Source organism: Croceibacterium ferulae (assembly GCF_003660445.1).
GTDB classification, from domain to species: domain Bacteria; phylum Pseudomonadota; class Alphaproteobacteria; order Sphingomonadales; family Sphingomonadaceae; genus Croceibacterium; species Croceibacterium ferulae.
Genome location: NZ_QZVQ01000010.1, coordinates 156,514 through 171,842, shown reverse-complemented (window position 1 = coordinate 171,842; position 15,329 = coordinate 156,514). Strand labels below are relative to the sequence as shown.

The window sequence follows — 15,329 nt, the reverse complement described above, 5'->3', positions numbered from 1 at the left end:
TGCCACGAGCGGCCGCGCACCCTCTATAGACCGATATGGCCGACGATCTGTTTGACGCTTTGCCGCAGGGCGGCGGTGATTACGATTCCTCCGCGATCGAGGTGCTGGAGGGGCTTGAGCCCGTCCGCCGGCGCCCCGGCATGTATATCGGCGGCACGGACGACCGTGCCTTGCATCACCTCGCGGCAGAGGTGCTCGACAATGCCATGGACGAGGCGGTTGCCGGCCATGCCAATCGCATCGAGATGGTGCTGGAGGAAGGGCCGGAGGGCAGCGCGGGGCGGCTGTCGGTCAGCGACAATGGCCGCGGCATCCCGGTGGACGAACATCCCAAGTTCCCCGGCAAGTCCACCCTCGAAGTCATCATGACCACGCTGCATTCCGGCGGCAAGTTCTCCGGAAAGGCCTATGCCACCAGTGGCGGCCTGCACGGTGTGGGCGTCAGCGTGGTCAACGCATTGTCAAGCGACACGCGGGTGGAGGTCGCCCGCAACCGGGAGCTGTTCGCGCAGGATTTCTCCGCCGGGCACCCGCAGGGGCCGCTGCAGCGGGTGGGGGCGGCGCCGAACCGCCGGGGCACCACCGTCAGCTTCGTGCCGGACACTGCGATCTTCGGCGACCGCAAGTTCAAGCCGGCGCGGCTGTTCAAGCTCGCCCGCTCCAAAGCCTACCTCTATGCCGGGGTGGAGATCCGCTGGAAGTGCGCGCCCTCTCTGGCAGGCGATGGCGTTCCCGAGGAGGCAGTGTTCCAGTTTCCCGGAGGGCTCGCCGATCACCTGGCCGAGCAGGTCGGTGCCCGCGAATGCGTCACGGCCGAGTTCTTTGCGGGCCGGCAGGACTTCTCGGACGATCAGGGCCGGGTGGAATGGGCGGTCGCCTGGCCGCTTTGGTCGGACGGCTCGACCAGCTGGTACTGCAACACCGTACCCACGCCGGATGGCGGCACGCATGAGCAGGGCCTGCGCGCCGCCCTGACCCGCGGCATCCGTGCCTTTGGCGAGCTGACCGGGCAGAAGAAGGCGAAGGACATCGCGCCGGAGGACGTGATCACGGGTGCGGAGATCATGCTGTCCGTCTTCATCCGCGACCCCCAATTCCAGAGCCAGACCAAGGACCGCCTGACCAGCCCTGATGCCGCGCGCCTGGTCGAGAACGCCGTCCGCGACCATTTCGACCATTTCCTGTCCAACAACATGGAGCGCGGGCGCGCGCTGCTGGGCGCGGTGATGGAGCGCATGGACGAGCGCCTGCGCCGCAAGGCGGAACGCGAAATCAAGCGCAAGACCGCCACCAACGCCAAGAAGCTGCGCCTCCCCGGCAAGCTGACCGACTGTTCCGGCGACGCCGGCGGCGAGACGGAACTGTTCATCGTCGAAGGCGACAGCGCCGGCGGCAGCGCCAAGCAGGCGCGCGACCGGAAGACGCAGGCCATCCTGCCGATCCGCGGCAAGATCCTGAACGTCGCCTCCGCCAGCGCCGACAAGATCCGCGCCAACAGCGAGATCGCCGACCTGACGTTGGCGCTGGGCTGCGGCACCCGCAAAGATTGCGATTCCACCCAGCTGCGTTACGATCGCATCGTCATCATGACCGACGCCGATGTGGACGGCGCGCATATCGCCACCCTGCTGATGACCTTCTTCTTTCAGGAGATGCCAGACCTGGTGCGCAACGGGCACCTTTATCTGGCGCAGCCGCCGCTCTACCGCCTGACCGCCGGCAAGGAGAGCCGCTACGCCGCGGACGAGGCGCACCGGGCGGAACTGGAACGTACCCTGTTCAAGAATCGCAAGGTGGAGGTCAGTCGCTTCAAGGGTCTAGGCGAAATGAACCCGGGCCAGCTGCGCGAGACGACTATGGACCCGCGCACGCGCAGCCTGATCCGCATCACTCTGCCCGAACAACACGAGCAGCGCCATGCGGTGAAGGAGCTGGTCGACCAGCTGATGGGCCGCAACCCGGAACACCGCTTCAACTTCATCCAGAACCGTGCCGGAGAGCTGGACCGGGACCTGATCGACGCCTGAGCCGGGTCGGGCGCCCTGCCTGCCCTTGCCTTGCGCCAAAACCCTGCTACAGGCCCCGCTTCACTTCGGAGCCGTGCCCGTGAAGGCGCGACCGATTGGCCCCGCATCCCGGTGAAGCGGCGGCCGCGCATGGCAGTTTACGGCCATGTGGTGCGATGCCGGGTTGAATGGCAGGCAACGGGCCTGTCCAGCAGATTGAGAAGGAACGACACCATGTCGAAGCGCCATAGCGCCAAGCACAAGCTCGACCGCCGCATGGGCGAGAACATCTGGGGCCGGCCGAACAGCCCGGTCAACAAGCGGTCCTACGGCCCCGGCCAGCACGGCCAGCGCCGCAAGGGCAAGATGAGCGATTACGGCCTGCAGCTGCGTGCCAAGCAGAAGCTGAAGGGCTATTACGGCGACGTCACGGAAAAGCAGTTCCGCAAGACCTATGACGAAGCAGCCCGGATCAAGGGTGATACCGGCCAGAACCTGATCGGCCTGCTGGAGCAGCGGCTGGACATGATTGTCTATCGCGCGAAGTTCGCGCCGACCATCTGGTCCGCTCGTCAGATCGTCAGCCACGGTCACATCCGCGTGAACGGTGTGAAGTGCAACATCGCCAGCCGCCGCGTGAAGGTCGGTGACGTGATCAGCCTGGGTACCAAGGCCAAGGAAATGGCGCTGGTGATCGAGGCGCAGAGCCTGCCCGAGCGTGACATCCCCGACTATGTCGCGACCGACGGTACCGACAAGGTGACCTTCGTGCGCGTGCCGAAGCTGGACGAGGTGCCCTACCCCGTCACCATGGAGCCGAACCTGGTCGTCGAGTTCTACTCGCGCTGATCGGTCCACGGTACTGAACAAGAAGGGCGGTCCTGCGGGGCCGCCCTTTTCGTATGTGCTGCTGTAGATTGCGGCGTGTCAGCCGCGGGCGTGATCCCAGCGGGCGAGTTCGTAGGCGATCGAGCCTTCGACCAGCACATCCCACACGGCAGCGATGGTGTCTGCCGGCAGGCCCCGGTGCTCCGCCTCTGCCACGGCGCCGGCGATCACTTCGGCCTTTCGCGGCTCATCCCGCACGGCCTCGCGATTGGGTTTGATCCGGGCGGCGGCGCGCATATAGCCGAACCGGCGATCCAGCAGGGCGATCAGCTCGCGATCAAGTGCATCCACCCCGGCGCGGACCTGCGCCATGGTGGTACAATCTTGCGGAGCGAGAATATGATCGGTCATGCCGTGTACCCTGCCGCTTCACCTCCGCCTTGTCGAGTGTCTGGCCGGATTGCCCTGTTTAGTGCGTAAAAGCAGATGGTTGGCGGGAACGAGGCTGGGGCAGGAATGTTCATGCTTCGTCGCATGATCCTCTACCGCTTCATTACCCGCCATCGTACCGGCAAATGGTATGCAGACCTTCGGACGGCACAGCTGCGCGCCAATGCAATCGGCGCCGGCTTCCTGGACCCGGCGGGCAACTTCGTCCCTTACCGCGGCACAGTGCTGGAGTTCCGCAAGGCCGCCAGGGGAGAGCGCGAGGCCGGCTGATCGCTGCAGGCGATCAGCGCAGATAATCCCGCCGGAAGTCCGCCGCGAAGGCTGCAAACCGTCCCGCCCCGATCGCCTCGCGCATCGCCTGCATCAGTTGCTGGTAAAAGGCGAGGTTGTGCTCCGTCAGCAGCATGGCGCCCAGGATCTCGCCGGAACGGTGCAGGTGGTGGAGATAGGCGCGGCTGTAATGGGCACAGGTGTCGCAGGTGCAGCGCGGGTCCAGCGGCGCGGTATCTTCGGCATGAACCGCATTGCGCATGTTCAGCGGCCCCGTCCAGGTGAAGGCCTGCCCATTACGCCCTGACCGGGTGGGCAGCACGCAGTCGAACATGTCGACCCCGCGCTCGACCGCGCCGACCAGATCGTCGGGCTTGCCGACGCCCATCAGGTAACGCGGTGCGTCCTGCGGCAACTGGCCGGGCGCGAAATCGAGCGTGGCGAACATCGCCTCCTGCCCTTCGCCCACCGCCAGGCCGCCGATAGCGTAGCCGTCAAAGCCGATCTCGCGCAGCGCCTCTGCCGATCGGGCACGAAGGCCTTCGTCCAGCGCACCCTGCTGGATGCCGAACAGCGCCGCACCTTTGGCATGCTCCCCACCCGCATCGAACGCCTGGCGGCTGCGCCGGGCCCAGCGCATGGACAGGGCCATGGACGCCTCGATCTCCGCCAGCGGGCGATCCGCACGGGGGCACTCGTCGAAACACATCACGATGTCGGAGCCGAGCAGGCGCTGTATCTCCATCGAGCGTTCCGGGCTGATCAGATGCTTCGATCCGTCCAGGTGGCTGCGGAAGGTGACGCCCTCCTCCGTCAGCTTGCGGAGCGCTGCCAGGCTCATCACCTGATAGCCGCCGCTATCGGTCAGGATCGGCCGATCCCAGTTCATGAAGCGGTGCAGCCCGCCCAGCCGCGCCACCCGCTCCGCGCCGGGGCGCAGCATCAGGTGGTAGGTGTTGCCCAGAATGATGTCGGCGCCGATCGCGCGCACGCTTTCCGGCTTCATCGCCTTCACGGTGGCGGCGGTGCCCACGGGCATGAAGGCGGGAGTGCGGATCTCGCCCCGGCGCATGGTGATCGTGCCTGTGCGGGCGCGCCCGTCCGTGGCGTGGACGGCGAAGGCAAAGCGGGTCATGTCGACTAGAAACCGTAAACGAGGGTGAAGCGGGTCTGCGTGTCGGTGGACACGGCGTTGGCCGGCGGGTTGCTGTTGTAGTCCACGGTGTAGCTCAGACGCGTGGTGAAACCATCGCGGATCTTGGCCTCCAGGCCGGTGACCAGCAACAGGCTGGTGTTGTTGCCATCCGTGATCACCTGCGCGCGTCCGCCAGTCTCCGTGACGTAATCGGTGTCCTGCGTCAGCGTCAGCCCGTCAGCGATCTGCCAGTTGAAGTCCAGGCCGGCCAATGCGCCCAGATTGGTTTCTGTCGTGCCGTCGATCGCATCGGTTCGTCGAAAGGCCGGGCCGAGTTGCACCGACAGCCGGGGCTGCCCTTGCAGAACCTCGTAGCCCAGACCGCCCGAGATGGAATAGCGGCCGGTAAAGCCGGAAAAGCGGTCCTTCTCGAACTGGGCCAAGCCATAGGTGAACAGGCGCGGAGTGATGACGTAGCGCGGTTCGTAGCTGGCGAGGTATTGCTCGCGCGAGGTGCGCCCGCGGCTGCGCTGGTAATCGACCGATCCGCGCAGCAGATGCGTCCAGTCGATGCCGGTCCGGCGCAGTTCCAGGGAAGCGGACACGCCGACATCGTTGCTGTTGCCGGAGGACTGGAAGGCACCGATCTGGCCCTTGCCGGACCAGTTGTCGAGCAGTCCGGCACGGCGCAGTTCTTCCACGCGGACGGTACTGCGCGCCTGGGTCAGCTGGCGCTGGCGATCCCTGAAGCCGGCCTGCAGCGCGTTGATCTCCTCGACATCGTCGGGATTGGTCTCGCGCGCCAGTTCCACCACGGTCTGCACCTTGGCGGGATCGCCCGTGGCCATGGCGGCGTCGATCATGGCGCGTACCGGATCGGCCAGCTGCGCCCTGGCAGGGCTGGGCAGGAACGCGAGAAACGGGAGCAGAAGTAACGTAATGCGGTGCAGCATGGTTGCCCTGCTAGCGTGTCAATCGCGCAACCGCCAGCCGGTGCGGAAGATCACCGCGATCGCCGTGACGCATATGACAAGGAAGGTCACGGTGGCGCCCAGCGACAGGCCGATGGGAAAATCGGATGTGCCGGTAAAGGTCCAGCGCAACCCGTTCACCAGATAGACGATCGGGTTGACCATCGCGACCGTGCGCCAAGGTTCGCCCAGCATGTCCAGCGAATAGAAGGTGCCGCCGAGGAAGGTAAGCGGCGTCAGGATCAGCAGCGGCACGATCTGCAGCTTCTCGAAACCGTCAGCCCAGATGCCAAGGATGAAGCCGAAGAGCGAGAACGCGGCCGAGATCAGCAGGATGTAGATCAGGGCGAAGAACGGACGGGCGATGGTGTAGTCCACGAACAGGGTCGCCGTCAGCAGAATGATGGCCGCCAGGATCAGCGACTTGGCCGCCGCCGCTCCGACGAAGCCGATCAGCGTTTCCGCCACGCCGACGGGCGCGGACAGCAGTTCGTAGATCGCGCCGGTGAAGCGCGGCATGTAGATGCCGAAACTGGCATTGCTGGTGGATTCCGACAGCAGGGTCAGCATCAGCAGGCCCGGCACGATGAAGGCGCCGTACGATACCCCATCGATCGACTGGATCGAGCCACCGATCGCGGATCCGAAAACGATGAAGTACAGGGAGGTCGTCAGCACCGGAGCCAGGATGGAGCCGAAGGCGGTGCGGAAGGCGCGCATCAGTTCGTTCTTGAAGATGGCGTAGGCGCCACGCAGGTTGACGTTCATGCCGCGGCTCCCTCTTCGATGGGCGTGTGGTGCTCCTCGTTCCGCTCGACCAGGTTGACGAAGATGTCTTCCAGGCTGGACTGGCGGGTTTCCAGCCCGATGAATGCGATGTCCATGCGGGTCAGCGTCTGCGCCAGTTCGGCGACCTGCCTGCGGCCCTGCCCCTGCCCGTCACCGCCGCGATAGACGAGCACGCTCCCGTCCTCCTCCAGCGCCAGCGGAAGGGCGCCCAGCGCGTCGGGCACGCTGGCCAGCGGCTGCGCCAGGGTGAAGCGACCTTCCATTCGGCCCAGCTTGGTCATCATCGCTGCCTTGTCGTCCACCAGCAGGATGCGGCCCTGATCGATCACCCCGACCCGGTCCGCCATTTCCTCCGCCTCCTCGATGTAATGGGTGGTCAGGATGATGGTGGTGCCGCGTTCGCGCAGCGCATCGATCTGGCGCCACATGTCGCGGCGCAGTTCCACGTCCACGCCGGCGGTCGGTTCGTCCAGGAACAGCAGGTCGGGATCGTGCGCCAGGGCCTTGGCGATCAGCACGCGGCGCTTCATTCCGCCGGACAGCTCCCGGATACGGGCGTTGCGCTTATCCCACAGGCTGAGCGAGCGCAGCACTTCCTCGATACGGCGCTCGTCCGGCGCCAGGCCGAACATGCCGCGCGAATAGCGGACGGAGCGGATCACCGTGTCGAACATGTCGAAACTGAGTTCCTGCGGCACCAGCCCGATGCGGCGGCGCAGGCGGCGCCAGTGGCGCTGCAGGTCCTCCCCGAAGGCGAACATCTCGCCCCCGCTGGGCCGGACCAGGCCGCACACGGCGCCGATCAGCGTGGTCTTGCCCGCGCCGTTGGGGCCAAGCAGCGCGAAGATCTCCCCACGCTGGATGGTCAGGTCCACCCCGGCCAGCGCGACGGTGCCGCGCTTGTAGGTCTTGGTAAGATTGCGGATGTCGAGAATCGGTTCGGGCACGACTGGGAGATTGGGCGCGGCAGCTCTTATTGCAACCGCGAAAACGGAGGACGAAGGTTACACGAAACGGGCGAAATGTGCGTGGTCAAACTCCCCCGCTTCACCGCCGTGCGGATGGGGCGAACGGGTGTGAACTTCCGCCGCGTGCCTTGCCGTGCCGGCAATCGGGCGGAAGGGTGCAACGTGGGGGCGCGGTGTTCATGCGCAGTCCCATACCGGTTCACAGCAGTGTAGGACAGCTTGTGCCCGTGCGAGATGCTTGCCCTGCCCGGCGGAAACTCTATGGGCGCGGAAAACTGCGGAAAAATCCTGTCATCATGCACGCCGACACTGCCCCTGCCCCATCCGTGGTGCCCCTGCCCGTCCGGCAGCGCCCCGTGCTGTCCGTGGTGATCCCAACCTTCAACGAACGGGACAATGTCGGTCGCATGGTGGAGGTGCTGGACGCCGCACTGGTCGGCATCCCGTTCGAGATGGTGTTCGTGGACGATGACAGCCGCGACGGAACGCGCGAAAGATTGTGTGAACTTTCGGCGAGCGATCCGCGCGTGCGCATGGTGCACCGGATCGGCCGTCGCGGCCTCAGCACCGCCGTGGTGGAAGGCATCCTGTCCACCACCACGCCCTACATTGCGGTGATCGACGCCGACCTGCAGCATGACGAGCGCGTGCTGCCGCAGATGCTGGCCAAGCTGCAGGCGGGCGAGGCCGATGTGGTGGTGGGCTCCCGCTATACCGAAGGCGGTAGCGTGGGCGACTGGGATGCCGGCCGCGTGCGGGTAAGCGCGGTGGCCACGAAGCTGGCGCGGATGGTGGCGCGGGTGAAGCTGACCGATCCGATGAGCGGATATTTCGCCCTGACCCGCGAGGCGTTCGACAGCGCGGTGCGTGACCTTTCAGGTCAGGGGTACAAGATCCTGCTGGATATCTGCGCCAGCAGTGCGGCGCCGCTGCGCATGGCGGAGGTGCCGTACCAGTTTCGTGCGCGGGAGGCCGGAGACAGCAAGCTCGACGCGATGATCGTGTGGGAATACCTGCTGCTGCTGATCGACAAGCTGATCGGCCACATCGTGCCGGCGCGGTTCGTGTCCTTCATGGCAATCGGCGGCTTGGGCGTGTTCGTGCACATGGCGGTGCTGGGGTCGTTCGTGGCCGCGGGGCAGCCGGCCTTCATCTGGGCGCAGTCGATCGCAACCGGCATCGCGATGGTGTTCAACTTCTTCGTCAACAACCTGCTGACTTATCGTGATCGCCGGCTGAAGGGCTTTGTGCCGGTGACCCGTGGGCTGCTGAGCTTTGTGGCGGTGTGTTCCGTGGGCGCGATCGCCAATGTCGGCATCGCGGAGGTGCTGTTCGCCGGCTATCGCTATGCCTGGTGGCTGGCAGGGCTGGCCGGCATCGTCGTGGGCGCGTTCTGGAATTATGCGGCGACGGCGCTGTTTACGTGGAAGGCAAAGTAGGACGGGCCAGACCAAGCGCACATCTTTAATGGGCGGTGGTTCGCGTTTGCCCGCGCTGAAGGAAGTGTGATCTGGAGATGGCGGGTGCGGGTGGCGTGGTCACGAAGGACCGGAGCCGGAGTGCCCGCCCACGCTGATCCGGACGGCAGGCTGGCGCTGCGTGCCGGTGGTCTCCAGTTGAACAAGATGCCCTTCCGGGAACCAGTAGACGGGGAACGTCCCGTCACCTTTCTGCTTGCGGTCGACCGCCAGTTCCCGGTCCAGATCGGCCGCAAGACGCAGCGCGGTACGTGGCCGGTCCAGCCGGGCCACGATGAAGCAAGCGGCGGTGCTTTCATCAGCATACATCAGTAGCACCGATCCCTTGCTCAGGATCGGGACTGGCATCTCGGTCGGCTGCCCGCCCTGCGTTGCCGTGACCGCCGACCAGCCATCCGCTGCCAGAGCGGAAGGGTTCACCCCGCTGGCGTTCGTTGCCTTGCGACATGACTGAACGCCGGCCACGATCTCCGCGAGAGGCGCCACTTCCAACCCGCTCACCTGCGCGCCGGCAGGTACGGCAAAGCCAATCGATGCAGCGATCAGGCAGCAGGGGGTGCGTAGCTTCATCGCAATCTCCAGGTTGAACCCGAAGCTATTCCGCAGTCTTGCTCAAGGCAACAGCAGCGAACTGTCTCCATAAGAGTAGAACCGGTAGCCTTCCGCGATCGCGTGGGCGTAGGTCTGCTGCATCCGCTCCAGCCCCATCAGCGCGCTCACCAGCATGAACAGGGTCGAGCGTGGCAGGTGGAAGTTGGTCATCAGCCCGTCCACTGCGCGGAAGGTGTAACCTGGCGTGATGAAGATCGACGTGTCGCCGTCGAACGGTCGGATCACACGATCTTTCCCGGTGGCGCTTTCCAGCAGGCGCAGGACGGTGGTGCCCACGGCGATCACCCTGCCCCCGTTCGCTCGAACGGCGTTCAGGCGGTCCGCCGTGGCGGGATCGATGCGGCCCCATTCGGCGTGCATGGCATGCTCGGCCGTGTCGTCCGCCTTCACCGGCAGGAAGGTGCCGGCGCCGACATGCAGCGTCAGCGTCTCGCGCCCGATGCCGGCGTCTTCCAGCGCGGCCAGCAGTTCGGGCGTGAAATGCAGTGCAGCAGTGGGAGCGGCGACGGCGCCGTCCGCCTTCGCGAACATCGTCTGGTAATCGCTGCGGTCTGCTTCGTCCGTCGGGCGCTTGCCGGCAATGTAGGGGGGCAGCGGCATGCGGCCGGCGCGTTCCAGCAGCAACTCGACCGGCTCCACGCCCGCAAAGGCCAGCGTCCAGCTGCCGTCCGGGTGACGCTGCTCGGCCGTGGCGGAAACGTCCGCGGGGAAGGCGATGGTGTCGCCTTCGCGAAGACGCTTGCCGTTGCGGATGAACGCCTGCCAGCGGCGCAGGTCGATCCGCTTGTGCAGGGTGGCGCCGATCCGCGCCTCTCCCCGCGTGCCTTCCAGCTGAGCGGGGATGACGCGGGTGTCGTTGAACACCAGCACGTCGCCTGCTCGCAGCATCTGCGGCAGGTCGCGCACGGAGCGGTCCTGGAAGGGCTCGCTCCCCGGCACCACCAGCATGCGGGCCGCATCACGGGGGCGCGCGGGGCGCAGCGCGATCAGTTCGGGCGGCAGAGCGAAATCGAACAGGTCGACGCGCATCAGGTGGTCAGTTGCTGGTGGAGTTGCTGAGCTCGTCCGCCGAAAGGGTCGCGGCCGCGGCGGGCGCGGCAGGCGGCATCTTCGGCGGCTTGTTGTCGGACGCGATGGAAGCCTGCACGATGAAGGTCGGGTTCTGCGGCGGCTCGCCCCGCTGGATCGCGTCCACCGCATCCATCCCGCCGATCACGCGGCCGAAATTGGTGTAGTTCCGGTCCAGCGAGAAGCGCGGGTAGAACACGATGAAGAACTGGCTGTTGGCGCTGTCTTCCGACTGCGCGCGAGCCATCGCCACGGTGCCGCGCACATGCGGGAACTGGTTGAACTCCGCCGGAAGGTTCGGCAGCTCCGACCCGCCGGTGCCGGTGCCGGTCGGATCGCCCGTCTGCGCCATGAAGCCTTCGATCACGCGGTGGAAGATGATGCCGTCATAGAAGCCCTGCCGCGTCAGCGTCTTGATCCGCTCCACATGCGCAGGCGCCCATTGCGGCATCAGGCGGATGGCCACGCGGCGGCCGTTCGACAGATCGAGAAGGAGGATGTTCTCCTTGTCCTGCGTCGCGTCGAAATTGACCGTCAGCGGCATGGCGCTGGTTGCCTGGCTCTCCGCGGCTTCCACAGCCGGCTGGGCGATGGCGGTCTCCTGCGCAACGGCAGCGGGTGCCATCAGTGCGAGCGGCAGGCTAAGCGCCAGGGCGAGAATGCGGTTGGTCATCGGTTCCAGACACGTGCGAATGGGGAAGCGCCGCCCTTTAGGGCCGGGCGGCTGTCGGTGCAATGAATGTCAGTCGCTGCCCCGCCGGCCGATCTGTTCCACCCGCGCCGTGACAAGGTCGCGCACCCCCGGGCTGACGAAGCGGGTGATGTCGCCGCCGAACAGGGCGATCTCCTTCACCAGCTTGGAGGCGATGGGCTGCAGGGAAACGTCAGCCATCAGGAAGACCGTCTCGATCCGGCTGTTCAGCTGCTGGTTCATGCCGGCCATCTGATATTCGTACTCGAAATCCGCCACCGCCCGCAGGCCGCGCACGATCAGGTCGGCGCCGCACGTCTCCGCGTAATGCATCAGCAGCGCATCGAAGCTGCGGACTTCCACATTGGCGAGGCCCAGCCGGGCGACTTCGTCCCGCACCATGGCCATGCGTTCCTCGGGCGTGAACATGGGGTTCTTGCTGGGATTGGTGGTGACACCCACCACCAGCCGGTCGACCAGCTTTGCGCCGCGCCGCATGATGTCCGAATGGCCCAGCGTCAGCGGGTCGAAGGTGCCGGGGTAAAGGCCGGTGCGGGTCATCCCTAGTGGTCCCGTTCCACCACATAGCGGGCCAGCGCGCGCAGCAGGTCCGCCTCCGACCCGTGCTGCACCAGATGGCCGATCGCCTGTTCGCTAAGCGCCCGGGCCTGCGCACGGGCGGCCTCGGAGCCCATCAGGGACACAAAGGTAGCCTTGCCGGCTTCCGCATCCTTGCGCAGCGCCTTGCCCGCCAGCGCCTCATCCCCTTCATGGTCCAGCAGGTCGTCGGCGATCTGGAAGGCGAGACCGATGTCGCGGGCATAGGCGCGCAGCGGGGCGCGGCCATCTTCCGGCACATGGCCCAGGATCGCGCCCATCTCCACCGCGGCGCCCAGCAACGCGCCGGTCTTGAGTTCCTGCAGGCGGATCACGGTGTGCAGGTCGAAGCCACCATCTTCCGCGGCGATATCCATCATCTGCCCGCCGGCCATGCCGTCATGCCCGCTGGCGGTGGCAAGGCAGCGCACCAGATCGGCCCGCACGAAGGGATCGCCGCTGGTCGCCGTGTCGGCCAGGATCTCGAACGCCAGCGCATGCAGCGAGTCGCCAGCGAGCACGGCGATCGCCTCGCCATAGGCGACATGGGTGCTCGGCTTGCCGTGGCGCATGGCATCGTCATCCATGCAGGGCAGATCGTCATGCACCAGCGAATAGGCGTGGATCGCCTCGATCGCGCAGGCGGCGCGGATGGCGGCGTCGCGATCGGCGTTGAACATCTCCGCCACCGTGATCAGCAGCATGGGACGCATCCGCTTGCCGCCGCCGATCACGGCGTGACGCATCGCCTCGACCAGGCGGCTGCGGGCGTCGTCGGGGATCGGGAGCAGCGCATCGAACGTCTCGTCCACCTCCGCCTGGATACGGGCGAGGCTGCGGGGCAGCAGGTCACTGTCGAGCATGGTGGTCCCCATGGCGGGTGCCCTCATTCGCCGGGGAACGGCGCGGTGCCGGCGGCGCGGCCATCCGGGCCGGCGACGATGCTTTCGATCCGGGCCTGCGCCTGGTCCAGCCGTGCCTGGCAGTGGCGGCGCAGTTCCTCGCCCCGTTCGTAAAGCGAGATCGACTCGTCCAGCGGCACGTCTCCGCCCTCCAGCCGGCGCACGACATCTTCCAGCGCGCGCAGGGCATCCTCGAAACTCAGTTCGGCGATCGGGGCGGCTTGGGCAGGGATAGCGTCCATCGCACACAGCATTGACCCAGCGCCTTGGGACGGTCAACCACTAGCGCACTGCAGGCAGCAAAGCTAAGGGCGCCGGCCATGTCCCAGATCACGCCAGATGTCGTCGAGGCCCACGGCCTCAATTCCGAAGAGTATGAGCGCGTGCTCCACGCGCTCGGCCGCGAGCCGAACCTGGTGGAACTGGGCATCTTTTCCGTCATGTGGTCCGAACATTGCAGCTACAAGTCGAGCCGGCTGCATCTGAAGACGCTGCCGACGGAAGCCCCGTGGGTGATCTGCGGCCCGGGCGAGAATGCCGGCGTGATCGATATCGGCGACGGGCCGGACGGCACCAAGCTGGCCGCCATCTTCAAGATGGAGAGCCACAATCACCCCAGCTATATCGAGCCCTACCAGGGTGCGGCGACGGGTGTGGGCGGCATCCTGCGCGACGTGTTCACCATGGGCGCGCGGCCGGTGGCGAACATGAACGCGCTGCGCTTCGGCCGGCCCGATCACCCGAAGATGAAGCATCTGGTCAGGGGCGTGGTCGCGGGCATTGGCGGCTACGGCAATTGCGTGGGCGTGCCGACCGTGGGCGGGGAGACGAACTTCCACCCGGCCTACGACGGAAACATCCTGGTCAATGCGATGACCGTAGGCGTGGCCGACCAGTCGCGCATCTTCTACTCCGCCGCCACCGGACTGGGCAATCCGATCGTCTATGTTGGCAGCAAGACCGGTCGCGACGGGATCCACGGCGCGACCATGGCCAGCGCCGATTTCGGCGAGGATAGCGAGGCCAAGCGCCCCACGGTGCAGGTCGGCGATCCGTTCACCGAGAAGCTGCTGATCGAGGCATGCCTGGAACTGATGGCGACCGACGCGATCGTCGCCATCCAGGACATGGGCGCGGCCGGCCTCACCTCCAGCAGCGTGGAGATGGCAAGCAAGGGCGGTGCCGGCATCCGGCTGGACATGAACATGGTGCCCTGCCGCGAAGAAGGCATGACGCCTTACGAGATGATGCTGAGCGAGAGCCAGGAGCGGATGCTGATGGTGCTGAAGCCCGGCAAGGAGCCGATGGCCGAGGCGATCTTCCGCAAGTGGGAGCTGGATTTCGCCGTGATCGGCGAGGTCACCGACACCGGCCACATGGTGCTGGAATTCGACGGCGAGGTGGTGTGCGACATCCCGCTGGCACCGCTGGCGGACGATGCGCCGCTGTATGACCGCCCCTCTGCCGAACTGGCGAAGCCGGCCCCGCTGGCTGATGCGCCGGACAGCGCGGATCCCGGCGCCGACCTGCTGGAGTTGATGGGCGGTGCCGACCTCGCCAGCCGCAAGTGGATCTGGGAACAGTACGACAACCAGGTCGGTGCGGACACGATCGCCGGTCCGGGTGGCGATGCCGCGCTGGTGCGGGTGCATGGCACCCGGAAGGCGCTGGCGCTGACCACCGATTGCACGCCGCGTTATTGCTTCGCAGACCCGTACGAGGGCGGCAAGCAGGCCGTGGCGGAAGCCTATCGCAACATCAGCGCAACCGGCGCCACGCCGCTGGCGATCACCAACTGCCTGAACTTCGCCAATCCGCAGCGGCCCGAGATCATGGCGCAGCTGACCGGGTGTATCGCCGGCATGGGGCAGGCCTGCCGCGTGCTCGACTTTCCCGTGGTGAGCGGCAATGTATCGCTCTACAACGAAAGCAAGGCGACCGGCGGCGGCAGCGCGATCCTGCCCACGCCCGCGATCGGCGGGGTCGGCTTGCTGCAGGATTACACCCGCCGCGCCAGCATCGCCTTCAAGCAGGCGGGCGAAGCGATCTACCTGTTCGGCGCGGAGCCGTGGGCCACGCCCAATGCGGCGCGCGGCCATCTGGGCCAGTCGCTGTGGCTGCGCGAGCTGCATGGGCGTGAGGATGGCCCTCCCCCGCATGTCGACCTGACGCTGGAGAAGTACCAGGGCGAGTTCATTCGTGAGCTGATCGCGGCCGGGCTGGTCAGCGCGGTGCACGACGTGGCCGATGGCGGGCTGGCGGTTGCGCTGGCGGAGATGGCGCTGGCCGGCGGCATGGGCGCCGAGGTGACGCAGCATCCCAACTACACCGCAGCCGCATGGTGGTTCGGCGAGGATCAGGGCCGGTACGTCGTGACCGTGCCCGACATGGAGGCATTCCAGCAGCAGATCGCCAAGGGCACGCGCGATGCCGATACCGCCAGCAGCGGCCTGCGCCGCATCGGCACGACGGGGGGCGACAGCTTGCTCGGTGTGACGCTGGACGCGCTGCGGCAGGCGCATGAAGGCTTCTTCAAGGACTGGATGGAGGACTGAACCCGCTGC

16 protein-coding genes are annotated in these 15,329 nt (G+C 66.5%); 5 read left to right on the top strand and 11 right to left on the bottom strand.

Features of this window, described 5'->3' with window-relative positions:
- The first annotated feature begins 35 nt into the window (after positions 1–35).
- Together parE and rpsD are read left to right on the top strand one after the other, a co-directional pair.
- Positions 36–2,027 (top strand): DNA topoisomerase IV subunit B, encoded by a 1,992-nt coding sequence (parE, locus tag D5S08_RS13375; protein ID WP_121119362.1) that lies wholly within the window; start codon positions 36–38, stop codon positions 2,025–2,027.
- A gap of 213 nt (positions 2,028–2,240) precedes the next feature.
- Entirely contained in the window at positions 2,241–2,855 is a 615-nt protein-coding gene (gene rpsD / locus D5S08_RS13370; protein WP_121119359.1) for a 30S ribosomal protein S4, read from the top strand.
- Positions 2,856–2,933: 78 nt separating this feature from the next.
- On the opposite strand, the gene D5S08_RS13365 is transcribed toward rpsD, so the two are convergent.
- Complete coding sequence (locus D5S08_RS13365) at positions 2,934–3,245, bottom strand: chorismate mutase (RefSeq protein ID WP_121119357.1); 312 nt, start codon at positions 3,243–3,245, stop codon at positions 2,934–2,936.
- A gap of 111 nt (positions 3,246–3,356) precedes the next feature.
- Between D5S08_RS13365 and D5S08_RS13360 the strand changes: the two genes are divergently transcribed.
- Complete coding sequence (locus tag D5S08_RS13360; protein WP_241557405.1) at positions 3,357–3,554, top strand: hypothetical protein; 198 nt, start codon at positions 3,357–3,359, stop codon at positions 3,552–3,554.
- A 13-nt stretch (positions 3,555–3,567) separates the two neighbouring features.
- Here the strand turns inward: D5S08_RS13360 and tgt are convergent, their stop codons facing one another.
- The 4 genes from tgt to D5S08_RS13340 all read right to left on the bottom strand — a co-directional run bounded on the left by tgt (position 3,568) and on the right by D5S08_RS13340 (position 7,396).
- A complete protein-coding gene (gene tgt / locus D5S08_RS13355) occupies positions 3,568–4,689 on the bottom strand; it encodes a tRNA guanosine(34) transglycosylase Tgt (RefSeq protein WP_121119355.1) in 1,122 nt (373 codons plus the stop codon).
- A gap of 5 nt (positions 4,690–4,694) precedes the next feature.
- Positions 4,695–5,552, bottom strand: coding sequence for a DUF481 domain-containing protein (locus tag D5S08_RS13350; RefSeq protein ID WP_241557404.1), 858 nt, complete (start codon positions 5,550–5,552; stop codon positions 4,695–4,697).
- Positions 5,553–5,660: 108 nt separating this feature from the next.
- On the bottom strand, positions 5,661–6,428 hold the full coding sequence (locus D5S08_RS13345; protein ID WP_121119350.1) for an ABC transporter permease: 768 nt from the start codon (positions 6,426–6,428) through the stop codon (positions 5,661–5,663).
- Positions 6,425–7,396, bottom strand: a complete 972-nt coding sequence (locus D5S08_RS13340; protein ID WP_121119348.1) for an ABC transporter ATP-binding protein — start codon at positions 7,394–7,396, stop codon at positions 6,425–6,427. Before D5S08_RS13340 ends, D5S08_RS13345 begins: the two co-directional genes overlap by 4 nt.
- A 317-nt stretch (positions 7,397–7,713) precedes the next feature.
- Here D5S08_RS13340 and D5S08_RS13335 point away from each other — a divergent pair, with 317 nt between their 5' ends.
- Complete coding sequence (locus D5S08_RS13335) at positions 7,714–8,856, top strand: glycosyltransferase family 2 protein (RefSeq protein ID WP_121119346.1); 1,143 nt, start codon at positions 7,714–7,716, stop codon at positions 8,854–8,856.
- Positions 8,857–8,955: 99 nt separating this feature from the next.
- On the opposite strand, the gene D5S08_RS13330 is transcribed toward D5S08_RS13335, so the two are convergent.
- From D5S08_RS13330 to D5S08_RS13305, 6 genes are all read right to left on the bottom strand, one after another.
- On the bottom strand, positions 8,956–9,465 hold the full coding sequence (locus tag D5S08_RS13330) for a hypothetical protein (RefSeq protein ID WP_121119344.1): 510 nt from the start codon (positions 9,463–9,465) through the stop codon (positions 8,956–8,958).
- 42 nt (positions 9,466–9,507) lie between these two features.
- The gene (gene queA, locus D5S08_RS13325) at positions 9,508–10,536 is read right to left on the bottom strand and encodes a tRNA preQ1(34) S-adenosylmethionine ribosyltransferase-isomerase QueA (RefSeq protein ID WP_121119342.1); all 1,029 of its coding nucleotides are present in this window, start codon (positions 10,534–10,536) and stop codon (positions 9,508–9,510) included.
- Positions 10,537–10,543: 7 nt separating this feature from the next.
- A complete protein-coding gene (locus D5S08_RS13320; RefSeq protein WP_121119340.1) occupies positions 10,544–11,248 on the bottom strand; it encodes a peptidylprolyl isomerase in 705 nt (234 codons plus the stop codon).
- Positions 11,249–11,317: 69 nt separating this feature from the next.
- On the bottom strand, positions 11,318–11,827 hold the full coding sequence (gene coaD / locus D5S08_RS13315; protein WP_121119338.1) for a pantetheine-phosphate adenylyltransferase: 510 nt from the start codon (positions 11,825–11,827) through the stop codon (positions 11,318–11,320).
- 2 nt (positions 11,828–11,829) lie between these two features.
- Positions 11,830–12,753: a polyprenyl synthetase family protein gene (locus D5S08_RS13310; protein ID WP_241557403.1), complete on the bottom strand. Its 924-nt coding sequence runs from the start codon at positions 12,751–12,753 to the stop codon at positions 11,830–11,832.
- Positions 12,750–13,007 carry an exodeoxyribonuclease VII small subunit gene (locus D5S08_RS13305; RefSeq protein WP_121119333.1) on the bottom strand — a complete coding sequence of 86 codons (258 nt, stop codon included), beginning with the start codon at positions 13,005–13,007 and terminating at the stop codon, positions 12,750–12,752. The genes D5S08_RS13310 and D5S08_RS13305 overlap by 4 nt, the downstream gene beginning before the upstream one ends.
- Positions 13,008–13,085: 78 nt before the next feature.
- On the opposite strand from D5S08_RS13305, the gene purL reads away from it, so the two are divergent.
- Positions 13,086–15,320, top strand: coding sequence for a phosphoribosylformylglycinamidine synthase subunit PurL (gene purL, locus D5S08_RS13300; protein ID WP_121119331.1), 2,235 nt, complete (start codon positions 13,086–13,088; stop codon positions 15,318–15,320).
- Positions 15,321–15,329: the final 9 nt, after the last annotated feature.